Below are 16231 nucleotides of genomic sequence, written 5' to 3'. Positions count from 1 at the left end.
ATCATATCCATAAAATCGAATATTAACCAAGCACAAAATAAAAAAAGATATGTAGCAGAATGCTGGAAGGTGGGTTCGATTGGAAACCGGCAGGCAAGGGTCCGGTGCAGACCGGCGGTGACATCCACACCGGGCCGCTCTTCAATCTGGATCCCATTGAGCTGTTGAACGACGTGACAATTCTGCCTCCCGGAGCGTACACCTTGTTCTTCGGTGTCAGTTATCCGAACACCGGGATTTTTGATGGGTCCATATTGGGCGATATGGCAACAATCACAGTGACTCCGTAGGGAAATGACTCCGATGCGAATCTTCTTGCTGCCATGGTAACTGCTCAAAAACTTGCGGAAACATAGGTGGCAAACCCTGGGAGCGCCGCATCCCGGTGCGGCAACGAAGCAACGCATTCAGAGCTGGATTTCGGCAGGAGCTTGGCTCCAGAAGCTGGATCACGAAACGCCGCGCAAGTGGGAATCCTTGCACCGGATATTTCATCGCCCGACATTATTGTACAATTACCTGCCATGGTCGTTTTCAGGTCAGGTCGTTGCCATCGCACCCAGTGACTGGAACCAAGAGGAAACGGCTTGCATCAGGAAACGAGTGGGAAATTCCTGAAGGTCTGCTTGAAGAAGTCAATGATTGTCATGAAGGCCTATCTGGAGATGGAGGACTGACTCAGCGGGCGCAGTGCTGGAATCCAAGCCGAGAGGTCGGGTCAATTCTCTTCCATAACGATGACGGCGGGTTTTGATTCCATTGATGCATGCAGATCGTGATCCAGGCCGGTGTCATCCGCGGCCAGAGGCTCGATGAGCGTGACCAGCACATTCTTCCTGACTCCGATGGATTTCGCCATGGGCACGTCCGGCACCAGGATGTCGATGGACTGCTTATGGCGGGCATGCATCAGGTCGCTGACCAGGCGCACTCCGAATCCTTCAATGTAGACTCTTTTGCCCAGCCAACCGCGCAAATCATGGGAAACGGCCACTGTCCATCCCGGAGTCGGCTTCTGCATGATCGCCGTGTTGTCCACGTCCTCGTTGCACTCCTCTTTTCTGGCCGTGTAGGCGGTCAATCGCAACCGAAGCGTATTCGCCTCCTTGTATCCGGCCAGAATCTTCCTGAGCAGTTCATTCTCTTCCCGGATCTGCATCAGCTCTGCTTGATGATTGTTGACTATACGATATCCTGCGAGAATCATCTCGAGAATCTGGACTTCATCCCTGGCTTTCATCAATTCCAGATCCTTCTCCATGCTGTACCGGTATTCCTTGACGTGACCGTACTCCCTGCCGTTTCCATCAACAGGCTTCAGAATATGATAGGCGTTCCCAAGGGCCAATATCGTGAGGACAGGCAAGAGAAACCGCATGTAAAACTCCTGTTTGTCGAAGATGATCATCCGCTCTCGGCCGGACTTGCATCCGTGTCTGAGGACGGCTCATCTGCCTGGCAACAGGCACTCCATATTCAATTCGTCGCCGATTCCTATTGCAACAAAGGTTGGCGGATGGTTCAAGCCAGTGGTCGGACCAAAGTAGCGTCCAGAATGTGCCAAAACGTGCTGGAAGATAGTGTATACCGGGTAATTTGCGTTGATGTCTTCCTAACTTTATTTCTCTAGCCTCGCAAACTCCCATCACCGGCTTCGTAATACCAAGTCGCCGTGCTGTAACAACAAGAAACCTGTACTCTCTGCGTTTGGCAACAGCTTGATGAACAATGCCCAGCCCGATCAGGCAGTCGCTCCAACAAAATCAGGGCAAACCAGGGTCGTAAGCTGAGGACAAAATTGTCCTTAAAGCACGTCAAGCTTATTGACCTTTTTCGCTTAATGATGTTAATCTTTGGCATTATACAATTTAATGCCAATCTTAATCAGCATATCATGACGAAACTCAAACCTCCATTCAGCGTCCGCCAAGGTCTCGTCCATCTCGGAGAAGATCTCCGTAGGGCCAGATTGCGTCGAGGGTTGAAAATGGCCCTGGTGGCGGAACGGGCCGGCATCAGTCGGGAGACCTTGGCAAAAATCCAGAAAGGGGATCCCGGGGTGAGCATGGGGGCCTATGCCGCGGTGATTTTCGCTTTGGGCATGGGCACGAAATGGATGAGGCTGGCCGATATCGGCAACGATCCGGTGGGCCAGGCCCTTGAGGCCGAACGGTTGCCCAAACGAGCTCGAGGCTTGAAAATACTGGGGGAATAAATCGTCTTGTCCAGGGAAATTTACGTTCACTTCGATTCACGCAAAGGCCCTATTTTCGATTGGCGTTCAATATTCTGATCGCCAACGTGGATGACCATTTACGCAACCATGCTTTTCTCTATTTCGGGCCGGAAGGCTGGCGACTTTCTCCCGTTTACGACCTGGAACCAACGCCGGAGCATGTCAAACCGCGCATCCTGCACACCAGGATCGACTTTCACGACGGAACTGCCAGCCTGGAACTGGCTTTTGACGTGGCCGCCGAATTCGGCTTGGAGGCCAAGGAAGCCAAAACATTGGCCAAAGTCATTGCTACTGCCGTTCAGAGTTGGGAAGAAGAAGGACTGCGCTGGGGAGCGAGCAGGCACGAGATCGAGTTCATGCGGTCAGCGTTTGCCCCTGAATAATCAACGGACCAGCCTGAAGACGGCAGAGACGGTTGTTGCGGTGTGGTATTACTGACAGGAAAAGAGACTGTTTTTCAAATTCAGCCCATTCAGAATATATACCCCTGTTGTTACAGTCAGCAAGCCAGCTTGTGCGTTCCAGCGTGCTCCATGGAAACGAAGAGCGTCAACTTGAACAGGACCTATTTCCACGTAACCGACAACATCGATCAGGCGGTTTCCAGCTCGGCGTGCAGGCGCTGCAGGGCCTCCACGCAGCGTTCGTGAATGGATAACCGGCCGCGGGAGTTTTCCCAGCGGTAGACGCTGCCCGCGCTGACGTTCAGCCGGGCGGCGAAATCCGGGACTGAGAGCCCGGACTGGCGGCGCAGCCTGGCGATGCTCGATCCGCTGGGCACGAAGGGTTTCGGTTTCGGCGGCTGAATGGATGGCTGTGCGGATTTGGTCTTGGCTTTTGACTTTGCCGCCCTGGCCGGCGTTTCGATTCCGGCATCCGCCTGGGCGGACGCTTCAAGAACCGGATTGGATTTCACTTTGCTGGGTTTATCGGGGCCGGTGGCTTTGGAATCTCTGCCGTTGCTCGCCCTGTCCTTGCTCGTTTTCCGAGATCTTGTCGTGGGTTCAGCAGTGGCCCTGCTTGAAATTGAGGGCGGGGATTGCTCTACTGCCGTGGATGCCGCTCTCCTGGTTGCCGTGGTCCGAGATCGGGATTGCTTTTCGGATGCGGCTCCAGCCGCGGTGGCGGTTATGGTCCTGGGTTTGACAGTGGTCTTCTTGGTCGGAGCCTGGGCCTCTGCCGCCGGCAGGTGGTCAGAACCCCGTTTCACGGGCTGAACCGGGTCTTCCAGGTCGATCCCGAATATGTCGGCCAGGGAGTCCTCGTGCAGGACGTCAGGTCGGCTTTCGGCGGCTTCGGGCAGCAGCACGCCCTGGGCGATGAGTTCCTGGGCATCCACTCCGCGCAGGACGAAGAGCAGGCCCGGATCGCTGTCCAGCCGGCTGCCCACGCCGTAGAGCACCGCGGCCACGTGCTTGCACATGGTCGCCCAGTCCGGGCAGGAGCAGTCCAGTTCGATCTCGCCGGGCAGGGGAAACAGACCCTGCTGTCGCTCGGTGACCACGCTCATGACCTCGGAAGACAGCTTGCCCTGCAGCAGTTCGATGAGCGAACCGACCTTGCCGGCGCAGCCCTGCTTGATCCGCTCCCATTTGGATTTCTCCAGCTCCTTGATGGTGATGGTCACCGTGTACATGTCCGAACCGCTGACCATGGCCTCGATCTTCCCCGCCGACACGGCCAGATGACAGACGGACCCGTTGCGCACATAGGTCCGCCCTCGGGGCAGGCGGTTGTCGTAGTCGGAAAAAGACTCCAGGTGGTCGCACCAGCCCTTGCCCCAGAAGCTCTTGGAAATGGTCCGGCCGGCGATGACCACCGGCTCGATGCAGGCCCCCTGCTTCCGCAACTTCTCGATTTTCTTCTTGGCCCGTGCTTGGCGTGTCGCCACTGGCACATAGGGGTTCCATCCCCATCTGGACATGGTCGGTTCTCCGATTATGGTTTGCGATCAGATGACAAAATCACCCCTGCACCGCGCTGTTGACATCCAGGCTGACCAGATGCAGCAGTTCGGCATCGGAGAGTTCGGTCAAATTGAATTCGGCGTCCAGGGAGAGCACCTGTTCCACCAACTGCTTCTTTTCCGTGATCATGGCGTCAATGCGTTCCTCGATGGTTCCTCGGGTCACGAACTTGTGCACCAGGACGTTGCGCTTCTGGCCGATCCGAAAAGCCCGGTCCGTGGCCTGGTTCTCCACCGCGGGATTCCACCAGCGATCGAAATGAATGACATGGGAGGCGGCTGTCAAGTTCAGCCCCGCACCGCCGGCTTTCAGGGACAGGATGAAGAAAGGCGGGCCGTCCTCGTGCTGAAAGCGGTCCACAATGTCCTTGCGTTTCTTGACGTTGACCGCGCCGTGAAGCACCAGGCCGGGCCGACCGAAAATTCCTTCCAGGTGGTCCTCCAGAGCCGGAATGATTTCCCGGAACTGGGTGAAGACCAGGGTCCGTTCCTGGCGGGCCTGCAATTCTTCGCAGATTTCAGTAAGCCGGGCAAACTTACCGCTCAAACCGGCGGAAAAATCGCCGTCCCCGGAAAACTGGGCCGGATGATTGCAGATCTGTTTCAGGCGGATCAGGGTTTGCAGCACCAACCCGCGCCGGGCCATGGCTTCCACCTGACCCAACGACCTGGCCATGCCCTGCACCACCTGCTGGTAGAGTTTGGCCTGGGTCTTGGTCAGAAAGCAGTACCGCACCGTCTCGGTCTTGTCCGGCAGATCGGCGATGATCCGACGGTCGGTCTTCAGCCGGCGCAGGATGTACGGTCCGGCCAGGCGGCGCAGGGGACCAAAAGGATCACTTTCGCGCTCCTCCAGGGATTTCACGAAGCTCTTGAACTGCTTGGCCGTGCCCAGCAGGCCGGGGTTCAGAAAATCGAACAGGCTCCAGAGTTCGCCGAGACGGTTTTCCACCGGGGTTCCGGTCAGGGCGATCCGCGTCCGGCCGGCCAGCTGCTTGACCGCCTTGGTCTGGGCCGTGGATGGATTCTTGATGGCCTGGGCCTCGTCCAGAATCACCAGGCGCCAGGGCTGCTCCTTCAGCCAGGCCAACCGCCCCACCAGGGAATAGGTGGTCACGGCCAGGTCGATGTCGGCCAGAATCTGTTGATGATTTCCGGCCAGGACGTCCAGATCCCGGCGAGGAGTCTCCGAGGGATGGATGAACAACAACCGCAGGTCCGGCGCGAAGCGGGCGGCTTCGGCCCGCCAATTGCCCAGCAGGGAGGCCGGAACCACCAGCAATGACGGCAGGCGAGACGACTGATCCGGAGTCTCCATTTTCAGCCGGTGCAGCAGGCCCAGCACCTGGAGGGTCTTGCCCAGGCCCATGTCGTCGGCCAGGCAGGCGCCCAGGCCCAGGCTGGCCAGAAAATGCAGCCAGACCACACCGGCCTGCTGATAGGGCCGCAGCGTGGCCCGCAAACCGGACGTTTCCGTCTGGGCGGCCAATCGTGCCGGATCCCGGAGATTTTCCAGGATGTCGCGCAAGGCCGGACCGGCACTGATCCGGGTCCATTCCTGAACCGCCTGGTCCCGACCGTCCTCGCGCAGGTCCGCCGAGGTTCCGGCCAGCAGGCGCATGCCTTCAATGAAGGATATCTCGCCGTCCCGGGCTTCCTTTTCCAGCCGCTTCCATTGCTCCAGAGCCGCCTGGAGCTTTTCCCGGTCCACCTCCACCCACTGGCCCTTGAACAGCACCAGGTTCTCGGTTCCGGACAGCAGAGCGCGCAATTCATCCTCGGTCAAAGGCATGTCGCCCAGGGCGGTCTGAACCTGAAAGTCCAGCAGGGCGTCCGCGCCCAGGTTGGCCTTGCTTTGGGTGCCGATGACCACGCTGACCTGAGGCTTGGGCCGTTTCTGCCACCAGTTGGGCAGGCGCACGGACAGTCCGCTCTCTTCCAGCAGCGGAGAGGAACGCAGCATTTCATAGGCCTGGGAGGGACTCCAGGCCATGGGCCGGTAGATGTCCCGGCTTTCCACCAGCGTCCTGACCCATTCGCAGCGTGACGCGGCCTCGTGGACCGGCGTCAGCAGCTTGAGCAGGGCGGCCTTGTTGCCTGCCCCGGCATACACCTCCAGGGCCTTGCCCAGGGGCAGATGCCGGACCTGACCGGCAGCGTCCACGCTGGTGCTGAAGCTGGCCATGAAGGCGAAAGGACGTTCCTGATCGTTCTTGTTCTCGGCGAGATGAAAGGTGACCCGGCCCACCTGTCGCCAGCGCGGGGCGCGCTTGTGCAGGAACGCGGCAACCCCGCCGTCCTCGCGCATCCTCTGACCGGCCCACTCCGCCAGTTCGGACCAGGTTCCGGCCAGCAGGTCCACGCTGAGATACTCGCCGCCGACCATGGGCGGGGCCGTCTCCACCCAGTCGGAAAGCTGCTCCGGAGAAGGCTTAGCGAGCTGCTCCGGGTCCTCGCCCTCAGGCAGGTGGCAAAGCCGGGTCAGGAAGGCCGCGGCCAATCGCGACCAGAAACGCACCGTGGGCGTGGGCGGCATATCGCCGCGAGCTGCCAGCAGGAACAGCCCGTGCCACCAGTCCTGGGCAAAGGCCTCGCCCAGGCCGGCGGGTGCGGGATGTGTTTCAGAGTCATGCAGGACCAGACGGCCGGTGGGTTTCAGGATGATTTCAGACATGGAATGCAGCAGGGAAGTCAAAATGGACCATGAATGTGAATGTGGATGAGACTGAGATGAAAGAGATCAGATATCCGCTCACGTTCTTCATGCATCGGCGGAAAGATCATCTGGTTGTCCTGGTGTTGCGCGTTGAACAACAAAAGCATCATATCCAGAACTGACATAGCAGTACAGGGCGGAGGAGGTGGTGGAATAAAAGACGCCGCATCTGCTTGCAGCTAATCAGCTTAATTGTGTATGACCTTATCCAATTCAGGATATCCCGGTGGGGTACGGCTCTTTTCGGACGCATATTAACGCACAACCCTGCCCAAGCAACATCCGTTTTTTTTAATTTTTGATCAATTTTAACCTGGAGTCTTTCCTCGGGTGTCTTGCTGAGAGGGTTGTTGGGATAATGCCGTCTTTATAACGAGACTGGTGGTTCCGCTCCTGTTCCCTGGTTTCATGGAAGACCCAGTACTCATCGAAGTCCTTGCTATATTGCAAAGCCCGCAATTTAAGCACGGCCTCGGCACCGACCAGACTCCATCGGGCTCCGCTGTTTTCCATGCGTTTTTTGACCAAGTGCCGACAGGCGCCCTCGATGACTCCTGTGGCGATAGGGAAACCCGATGCGAGATATATATCGTACTTGAGGAAATCTTTATGATTTTTCAAATACCTGGCACATGATTCCGCATTTTTTCTAGTATTTGCATCCAGGTTGCGCATTGTGATGCTTCGGCGGATTCCGGCGGCAACATGTCCGGATTTTCCCAGGAGGATGCTCAGGAGGCGATCTTCAACCCAGACCTCCTGTTTAGCTTTTGATTCCGGGTGAAAAACGCGTGCCGCCTTCCAAAGGTATACGAGGACATGGTATATATCCAGGACAATCGTCAGCTCGACATCCTTGTCTTTAGCAATTTTTCGCAGCACCTTGATCTGTGTTTCATTGCCGTCAACAAGGGCCACCCATTTCTTTCTCTGATCAGGGTCTCGGGCAAAGGCTTCCTGGAAGACCACCCTGATCACCTCCTCCGGCTCCTTTTCGAGGCTTGCCCAGACGCGTTTGCATTCAGGCTTGGGGCGTTGGGATTCGATCTTTTTTCTTGCGTCAGCGTTTTTCCTCTTCAGGATGATGTCTTCAGCTTTGCGGACGAACGGTTCGACGGTGTAGACTGCGGCCACCGTGGACATTCGCTTGTTGTTTTTTTTCTGTTCACCATCGGAAAGAGGCGATTTCTCCGAATCAGCTGCCTCAGCAGCCTTGCGTGTTGGCTCTCGCAGGTCTTGCTTGCGCATAACCACGCCCTTGCCGTCCACGGTCAGTACCAGGATATCTCCCGTTTTTTCAGTAGAGGCAGGGTCCCATCGCCGTTGGTCGTAAAAAGCATCGAAATCCACCGCCGCACGTTGCACCAGTTCCTCAGACTGGCGCTTTGGCACGTGTCCGCCCGTGAATTGTTTTATAATTTCAACTGTATCATCAAACGAGTTGCGCGCAGCCTCAAGAGCAACTCGTCGTCTCATCTCCAGAGAATAGAGTTCTTCGGGAAGATTGAGGTCCGCATCCAAGAGATGCAGACTTGTCAGTCCTTCCTGCCTATACCCGATACGACTTACGTTGACCGTCCCGAAAACGCTCTCCAGGTTTCTCTTGTGCAGACGCAACCGGGTGCGCTGTTCGCCGTCTTGGTCCCTCACGGGAATGGCTGCTTCTCCTGGGCCGCGGCTGTCGATATGCTCCTGAAACAACTTGCGCATCAGTTCTTTTGCTCGTTGGGCGAGTTCTCGCTCCATGTCGCTGTGGGACATCGTATGTGCTTGCTCCGATTCGGCAAATCCTACCAAGTGTCTTTCAAAATACGCAACCGAGTCCGCATACCTCGACTGCGGGGGGACTGGGGGATTATTGTACGCTTCAGCTACGGCCTGCATCGTTCACCCCTCCTGCCTGAGGCGGCTGACCGCATTTTTAACCAGGGGACGGACGAAGATCGTCTTCGTCTGCGAACCGTGGAGTTCATGCTTTCGATCCATACGGCCCCGGCCACTGGTCTCCCCAAGCAGTATCCAGTTGGCCGCCACATAGCACCCGCCGTGAAAGCGAGAACGATCCACAAGGGTTTCTACAAGCAAAGGCTCAACGAAATAGCGCTCAAGCCAATCGGCGCGCAATCTTCGCATAACCAGGGAAAGCGCCATACTCGCCAAGTTGCGGACCCTGGGCAAGATCAGCAGACGGCTGTTGTTCACCACGTGCTGCAACCGTTGCGCTCGCACGCTATCGTTCCAGCCGATCCACTCATCACGGGCTTTCATCCGCCAGGCAGGACTGGAAAACTGCACACAGGCCACCACCTCTCTGTGCGGCCGGGTTGCAAAAATCAGATACTGCAAACGAGCCCCAAAGGGCGTGGCATAGCCCAGATAGTGGTGCCGGGCGAGAAGTTCCCGGAATTGTTCCCGCTGCTCCCGACTCTCGACCAGTTCGACATCCAGGGGAGAAATGTGATCAACGCTTCCGGTCAAAACGCTGCTGGAATCTTCTGGAACTTCGGCAACGCACCGCTTGGGGCCTTTCCAGCCAGCGGTGCGGCTTGCCGGAAGATCAAACAGTCCCTGACCAGCCAACTTGTCCAGGAATTCGATGCACTCTCTATCCTTAAGTCTTCCTCCTGGCCGCTTCCAATCAAGCAGTTCGCTTACGGTGTGAGCAAGCTCGGTCCGACTGATACCCGGACAGTTTCGAACTACCTCCTGGATCAGGCCAATCTCCTTCTCACTGAAATTTCTGCCACAAAAACGTTGCGCGGTCGCGATGGTCATGGCTTCCTCCTTGCGGGACGATTTTATCCTAACAAAGAGGTGTTGCCTTGTCCAGCGGTTGGGGAAAAAAGTTATAGATCGCGAGCCATTTTATAAGTTGGCAAAAAGAGTCCAAAATGGAAACAATAAAAACGTAGCACGCTGAATTAAATAGTTAACTTTGCGTTCTGAAAGAGCCATACCCTCCCGGTGTCCAAGGAAGATCAGCTTGGGATTCAGGTTCTGGAAATGCAGCACTCCTTGATTCCGTAAACAGATACATCTTGATGCTACTGCAAAAAGTCCGTGGACTGAATCCACAACCTTGAGAGCTTCCGACAACATGTTGTTTTTCTGACCACGAACAACCAATCACTCACCACTGCTCGGAAGCCTGCATAACCTTTCCGGAACCTCGGCCTTGAAGTCGGGGAGGATGGCAACGACACAGACAAAGGAGAGCAGATGACGCTTCTCACCTTGCAAAGCGCCTTGGGTCTGATGGTCTTTGTACTCATTGCCTGGGCCTTGTCAGAGAACAGGGGGGCAGTCCGGCCTCGATTGATCCTTGCCGGGATCGGCTTGCAGCTGGTCATGGCCCTGGTCCTGCTCAAGGTTCCGCTGTTCACCGACGTCTTTCTGCTTTTGAACAGGGCCGTGGAAGCGCTGGAAAGCGGCACCCGTGCCGGGACCACCTTTGTCTTCGGCTATCTCGGAGGCGGGCCTTTGCCTTTTGCGGAGCCGTATCCCGGAGCGGCCTATGTATTTGCGTTTCGGGCCCTGCCCGTGATCATCGTCACCGGAGCCCTGACCGCCTTGCTCTTTCACTGGAAGATCATCCCCGTCCTGGTCCAGGCTTTTTCCGCCATGCTGCGGCGGAGCTTGGGCATTGGCGGGGCCTTGGGGGTGGGCGCCGCGGCCAATGTGTTCGCCGGAATGGTGGAGACTCCGCTTTTCATTCGCCCCTATGTCGCTTCGCTGACCCGCAGTGAACTGTTCGCGCTGATGACCTGCGGCATGGCCACCATCGCCGGAACCGTGCTCGTGCTCTACGCCGGGATCATCGGTCCCCTGGTGCCGGGAGCGCTGGGACACATCATGGCGGCGTCCCTGATCAGCGCCCCGGCCGCGATCTTGATCTCGGGCATCATGATTCCGGAAACCGAATCACCGACCTTGGGCGAGATCGTCCCTCCGGTGGAGACGGTTTCTTCCATGGACGCCGTGGTCAAGGGAACGAGCTTCGGCCTGCAGATCTACCTGCAAATCGTTGCCCTGCTGGTGGTCCTGGTGGCTCTGGTCAGCATGGCCAACGCTGCTTTGGGGCTGTTGCCCGGTCTGGGTGGAGAACCGCTGACCCTGCAGGGCCTTCTGGGATACGTGATGATGCCTCTGGTCTGGCTGGCCGGCGTTCCCTGGAGCGAAGCCCATGCCGCAGGGGGCCTGATGGGCGTGAAGGTGGTGCTCAACGAACTCCTGGCCTACCTGGAGATGTCCGCCCTGCCCGAGGGGACGCTTTCCCCGCGCAGCGCCCTGATCATGACCTATGCCATGTGCGGGTTCGCGAACATCGGCAGCCTGGGCATCCTGATCGGCGGGTTGACCCGCATTGCCCCGGAACGCAGCCGCGAAATCACCGCCCTGGCACCGCGCTCCATCCTGTCCGGAACGCTGGCGACCTTGATGACCGGGGCCGTGGTCGGCATTCTGAACTGAGAGATCCTCTTCTTATAACCACGAGGGACGCCAGGGATGAGCGCTTTCATGAAACCGCTCATCCCTGGCGGGATACGATGTTTTTCCTGGCAAAGGCCTATTGCTTCCTCCTCTGCGTCCACTGCGCCTCTGCGAGAGAATCACTCTTTCTCCTCTCGCCAAGGCGGGAATAAAAACTTTTGCCCCTTACCCGAACCACCTCAATGCTCTTGTGGACAAGCTGCCCCAAGAACGATCCGCTGCACCATCCCCGCCGTTTCGCGGGTCACCAGGATGCAGCGTCTGCCTCCCAGTCCTTGCTCCTGGAACATCCGTCGCCCTTCGTCCGAGGACAGGTCACACCCCGTGATGTCCCGGCAGTTGATCGAGCCGAAGCGGTTCTTGAATTCCTGAACCAATAATTGAACCGGATCATAACAATCCAGAACGGATTCCTGGGCGCTGGACCGCCCTCGTAGCATGCCCAAGGCCATGACCCCGCCCAAGAGCGCCCCGCAGGGGCCGCAGGTCCGGGCCAAGCCGCTGCCGAATCCGGTAGCCAGAGCCGGAAGCAGTTCACTTTGCACGCCGTGGGACCTAGCCATGGCCAAAAGCACGCTCTCGGCGCAATACAAACCGTCGGCAAAATATTCTTCGGCCAGTTCGGCCACTTCTTCCGGTCTCCGGTGCATGGGATGAGGTTTTTTCCCAATCGCCAGAAAAATGGACACCTTCGCCGCCTGGTCCGTGCGGCACGAAGCGGCGCAGCAATTTTGGCCGACTGATTCCACCCGTGCCTCCTCCAATCCAGCGGCTTGCAGCCATTGGAGCACCTTCTTCCGCTTGAACCCCATCCAGCGATCGTGGTGTTCCGTGCTTAAAAAATCGTGTTCATGTGCGTCCAGATCGGTGAGCGCCATCACCCCGCCGGGCTTGAGCACGCGGGCCATCTCCAGAATCACCGCTTCCGGATCCGAAACATGGTGCAGGAACATGTTCGCGAACACATAGTCCACGCTTTGATCCTCCACGGGAAGACGGTCATCGTGGGTCAGGCGGCAGTCCACCGCAGGCAGTTTTCGTTGCAATGCGTCAAGCATGGCTTGGGATTGATCCACGGCAATGATCCGCAGGTTCCGCTTCGCCAACCCCCGACTGACGAACCCTGATCCCGCTCCCACGTCCAGGGCCGTGGCCGTGGCCTGACTCGTTATCGGACAGAGTCGCATCGCCGCGTTAATGGCGGCTTCGCGCACGTCCTCGCTGAAAAATTCCTGGCGCATGTCTTCCCATTGGTCAGCCACGCTGTCGAAATAGTCCTTGCTCATGAATGTTTGGCTCCTTGTTCAGTAACTGCTCAAAAACTTGTGGCAATCAACGAGGTAAATCCTGGGAGCGCTGCTGGGAGCGCCGCACCCCAGTGCGGCAACGGTGTAACGCACTCAGGCAAAGTTCCTGCTGGAGCATGGCCCCTCATAGCCTGATCACGAAACTCCGCGTCGATGGGAATCCTTGCTCAGGAAACCTCATCGCCCGGTCATTTTGAGCAGTTACCTTGCTCACGGTAACATGCCTGGTTTCTTGCACGGCTCTGGTGCTCGGCCGCCATGGCCGAAACCAGCTTGCTGAATCCCACGACCACCCCTTCACCCTCATCCCCCAATCTTTTCAGGGTCGCCTCAAAGAGCGCGTCGTTGCGCTCGTTGATCGCCCGGCATGTATTTCGCCCTTTCCCGGTCAAGCTGAGCAGGACCATACGTCGATCCCCAGGAGACGGATTCCGGGAAAGCAATCCTTCTCGGACCAAGGCTTCAACGGTCCGGCTGAGCGTGCTCTTGTCCAGGTCCAGGAACGCGGCCAAATCCCCAAGAGAGCATTGCTCCATTTCCTCCAAGGCCAGCAGCGCGTGACATTTGGGCATGGTTATTCCCAGCTCGCAGCAGTCCTGGTTGATCCAGCCGTCCACTAGCCGTTCCAGAATCCTGAGGTGCTTGCGAAACCCTCGCACAATTTCCTGGTCCATACCTGCTCCCTGATGTTGCACAATCCAACTGTTGGATTAAGCAACTAAATTGATATATGTCAAGCCTGACTGACACTTGTCCGAAGATTCATCATGCCAATGACCAGGCCTGTCGGTACAAAATACTATTTCAGTCTCAAAACAGATCACATGAAACAGCGGCACGTCCGCGTGCCATTAGTCATTCCTTCGCAGGCGGGAATCATGTGGCAAAAAACTCTTCAGGGTTTCGACCGGTCTTTTTGAGCAATGACTGGACCGGCACGTCGATTTTTAAATCGCCATGGATGGCTCAAGAAATCCATACGATGTCATCATATAAAATTGTTGCATTTTATACGATGCCATCGTATGGATTCATACATGGACGATCTGCTGTATCAATACAATCCCTGGTGGGAGCAGGCCCATGACCTGTCCATGGTTCGCCCCAGGGATGCCCAGGTGGAGGCTATCCTTGCCAGGATTTCGGAGAAACGCATCGTCTTTCTCTCGGGCTTACGGCGAGTCGGCAAGACCACGCTGATGCATCTCGTCGTCGAGCGCCTGATCGCCGCGAGCACCGAGCCCAGGGACATCTTCTACGTCAGCCTCGATGATTACATGCTTCGCAGCCACTCCCTGCTTGACGTCGTTTCCATGTACAGGGGCCTGCACAAACTCAGCGTGGACCGTCCGATCATGCTTTTGCTCGATGAAATAACCTCCCAGGAGGACTTTCAGCAACAACTCAAGAATCTCCTGGACCGGGAGCGGGTCACCATCATCGCCGGCGCATCCTCGGCCTCGCTGCTGCGGGATCAGAAGGCCTTGCTCACCGGGCGTTCTGTGACGTTCGAGGTCCAGCCACTGAGCTTTCCGGAGTACCTCGCCTTCAAGGGCATTGAACTTCCCCGCCGGGACAGCCGGCTGCTCGATCGGTATTTTCTGGACTACATGCGCGACGGGGGGCTGCCGGAGCATGTGCTGGGCGGCGGCCGGGAATATTTAATGGGCTTGGTGGATGATATCATCCAGAAGGACATCGTCGCCTTTCACGGCCTCAAGGACCAACAGGTTCTTCGTGATTTCTTCACGCTCCTGATGGAGCGCGGCGGAAAGCAGATCAGCGTGAACAAGATTTCCAAAATCCTGAAAATCTCTCCGGACACTGCCCGTCGATACCTGGGCTTTTTCGAGGAGACCTTCCTTGTGCATCTCGTGCCGCGCTGGGGCACGACCAATGAGCGTATCCTCTCGCCAAAAAAGGTCTACGCCTGCGACCTCGGGGTGAAGCATCTATTTATCGGCCCACGTGACCTGGGCAGCTATTTCGAGAACTACATCTACCTGCGGATTCGCAAGCACCAGCCCGTATTCTACTATAAGGACCAGGACGTGGAAATCGACTTCATCACCCAGGACCAGACGCTCATCGAGGCAAAATACAATGCCACGATGGAGGGCCGACAACAAGAAGCGTTCGACAACCACCCGGCCCGAAGAAAATACGTGATTGATTCCGTGCGTTCCCTGACCGTGATCGACGAATTGTGGGATGTTTCGCGGGAGGCGGGCGCTGCGGAAGTATGACGGGCATGCGCATGGACTCCATTGAAGTCGATTGATCCGGCCGCACCGCTGGCCATGTACTGGAAGACCGCCGCGAATTGACGCAGTTGAAGCCGGAGGCGTCTACCTCTTCTGCGTCGAGCACCGCGCTGAATACCTAGTTTACTGAACGGAGTCATGCCGGCTTCGAATCGAACGCGATACCGGCTTATCATCCAACGGGAGGAGGTGCCGGATGAGGCCTTCACGGTCGTGGTTCCGAACGCTTACGCCTTGCCTGATGAAGACGGCGCGGCGAGATATCGGGACGAGTTCGATCAGTCTTGCAAAAATTAAGCAGGGCTCGAGATGTTGAGTCGGGATGCCTTTGCGTATAAATGTATTAACCTCCCGAGTTGGTCGGAAAAAGTTTCGCGCTACATTGATAGAGTTTGCCCTGGCTGCATTATCACAATGAGAAAAACTCAGGTTTGAACAGTCATCCCTCATCATGCACAAAAGGTGTGTTCCGAACAAACATGGGACAAAATTGCAAACGATGTTTGACAACGGCACACCATTGCGGAAAATTGATTTTTTCGTGAAATTACGTTGCGGCACTATAGGCTTCAGCCCCTTCCCCCCTTGCGGATCCTCCCGTCGTTGCGGGAACGGCTCCGTCCGAAAGCATCAAGGAATTCTTTATGAGCCATGAAACAGTTTGCATATTCGAACCCAACGACCACGAATCCGCGCTCTGCCATACAAGGGGCATTTGCGGCAGCCGCAGAAAGCTGCTGCAGGCTGGATTGGGCGCGGCTGGATTGCTTCTGGCATCCCCGGGCCTGGCCTGGACCCGTGACGAATCGTTTGTGCAGGCGCGAGGAACTAGCACGGGACTGAGCAAGGTCGAAGAACTGATAACCATGGCCTTGCAGCATGAACACGGGGCCATGGTCCAATACGCCAACCATGCCGGGTTGCTGTCCCACTGGGTAAACCCGGCTTTTGCCAAGACCATCCAGGAGATAATCGCCGACGAAGTCGACCACGCCGTCACCCTGGCCAATGCGCTGATCGCCTCGGGGGTGACGCCCACCCTCGCGGTCTGGCCGCCTCGTTCCGGGGACGATCCCCGCAAACTTGTGCTGTTGGATATTGCCGCGGAACAAGGCGCCGTGGACCTGTATACGGAAATCCTTGAGCATGACCTGCCTCAGCCCTTGCGAACCAGGATTACGGCCATCCGAGATTCAGAAATCCTGCATCGCAATCTTTTCAACGATCTTCTGGAGAAGGTTTAGGCAT

13 protein-coding genes are annotated in these 16231 nt (G+C 57.0%); 6 read left to right on the top strand and 7 right to left on the bottom strand.

Features of this window, described 5'->3' with window-relative positions; all coding sequences use genetic code 11:
• Positions 1-59 precede the first annotated feature (59 nt).
• Positions 60-290, top strand: a complete 231-nt coding sequence (locus ACYQ15_RS16545; RefSeq protein WP_459938609.1) for a hypothetical protein — start codon at positions 60-62, stop codon at positions 288-290.
• Positions 291-718: 428 nt separating this feature from the next.
• Here ACYQ15_RS16545 and ACYQ15_RS16540 read toward each other — a convergent pair whose 3' ends face one another.
• Entirely contained in the window at positions 719-1378 is a 660-nt protein-coding gene (locus tag ACYQ15_RS16540; RefSeq protein ID WP_459938608.1) for a 3D domain-containing protein, read from the bottom strand.
• Between the two features lie 516 nt (positions 1379-1894).
• Here ACYQ15_RS16540 and ACYQ15_RS16535 point away from each other — a divergent pair.
• The gene (locus ACYQ15_RS16535; protein WP_459938607.1) at positions 1895-2215 is read left to right on the top strand and encodes a helix-turn-helix domain-containing protein; all 321 of its coding nucleotides are present in this window, start codon (positions 1895-1897) and stop codon (positions 2213-2215) included.
• Between the two features lie 59 nt (positions 2216-2274).
• Positions 2275-2622, top strand: a complete 348-nt coding sequence (locus ACYQ15_RS16530; RefSeq protein WP_459938606.1) for a HipA domain-containing protein — start codon at positions 2275-2277, stop codon at positions 2620-2622.
• A gap of 209 nt (positions 2623-2831) precedes the next feature.
• On the opposite strand, the gene ACYQ15_RS16525 is transcribed toward ACYQ15_RS16530, so the two are convergent.
• From ACYQ15_RS16525 to ACYQ15_RS16510, 4 genes are all read right to left on the bottom strand, one after another.
• On the bottom strand, positions 2832-4163 hold the full coding sequence (locus tag ACYQ15_RS16525; RefSeq protein WP_459938605.1) for a helix-turn-helix domain-containing protein: 1332 nt from the start codon (positions 4161-4163) through the stop codon (positions 2832-2834).
• Positions 4164-4203: 40 nt separating this feature from the next.
• Positions 4204-6879, bottom strand: a complete 2676-nt coding sequence (locus tag ACYQ15_RS16520) for a DEAD/DEAH box helicase (RefSeq protein WP_459938604.1) — start codon at positions 6877-6879, stop codon at positions 4204-4206.
• 333 nt (positions 6880-7212) lie between these two features.
• Positions 7213-8805: an ISKra4 family transposase gene (locus ACYQ15_RS16515; RefSeq protein ID WP_459938603.1), complete on the bottom strand. Its 1593-nt coding sequence runs from the start codon at positions 8803-8805 to the stop codon at positions 7213-7215.
• 3 nt (positions 8806-8808) lie between these two features.
• Positions 8809-9696, bottom strand: coding sequence for a Druantia anti-phage system protein DruA (locus ACYQ15_RS16510; RefSeq protein ID WP_459938602.1), 888 nt, complete (start codon positions 9694-9696; stop codon positions 8809-8811).
• Positions 9697-10140: 444 nt separating this feature from the next.
• Here ACYQ15_RS16510 and ACYQ15_RS16505 point away from each other — a divergent pair, with 444 nt between their 5' ends.
• The gene (locus ACYQ15_RS16505) at positions 10141-11391 is read left to right on the top strand and encodes a NupC/NupG family nucleoside CNT transporter (RefSeq protein WP_459938601.1); all 1251 of its coding nucleotides are present in this window, start codon (positions 10141-10143) and stop codon (positions 11389-11391) included.
• A gap of 200 nt (positions 11392-11591) precedes the next feature.
• On the opposite strand, the gene ACYQ15_RS16500 is transcribed toward ACYQ15_RS16505, so the two are convergent.
• Positions 11592-12698 carry a C-GCAxxG-C-C family (seleno)protein gene (locus tag ACYQ15_RS16500; RefSeq protein WP_459938600.1) on the bottom strand — a complete coding sequence of 369 codons (1107 nt, stop codon included), beginning with the start codon at positions 12696-12698 and terminating at the stop codon, positions 11592-11594.
• Positions 12699-12907: 209 nt separating this feature from the next.
• On the bottom strand, positions 12908-13393 hold the full coding sequence (locus ACYQ15_RS16495) for a MarR family winged helix-turn-helix transcriptional regulator (protein ID WP_459938599.1): 486 nt from the start codon (positions 13391-13393) through the stop codon (positions 12908-12910).
• Between the two features lie 363 nt (positions 13394-13756).
• Here ACYQ15_RS16495 and ACYQ15_RS16490 point away from each other — a divergent pair, with 363 nt between their 5' ends.
• A complete protein-coding gene (locus tag ACYQ15_RS16490) occupies positions 13757-14965 on the top strand; it encodes an ATP-binding protein (RefSeq protein ID WP_459938598.1) in 1209 nt (402 codons plus the stop codon).
• Positions 14966-15627: 662 nt separating this feature from the next.
• The gene (locus ACYQ15_RS16485) at positions 15628-16227 is read left to right on the top strand and encodes a ferritin-like domain-containing protein (RefSeq protein WP_459938597.1); all 600 of its coding nucleotides are present in this window, start codon (positions 15628-15630) and stop codon (positions 16225-16227) included.
• The last annotated feature ends 4 nt before the right edge of the window (positions 16228-16231 follow it).

It is taken from the genome of Desulfonatronum parangueonense (assembly GCF_054656975.1).
This window is presented reverse-complemented; position numbering and strand designations above follow the sequence as displayed.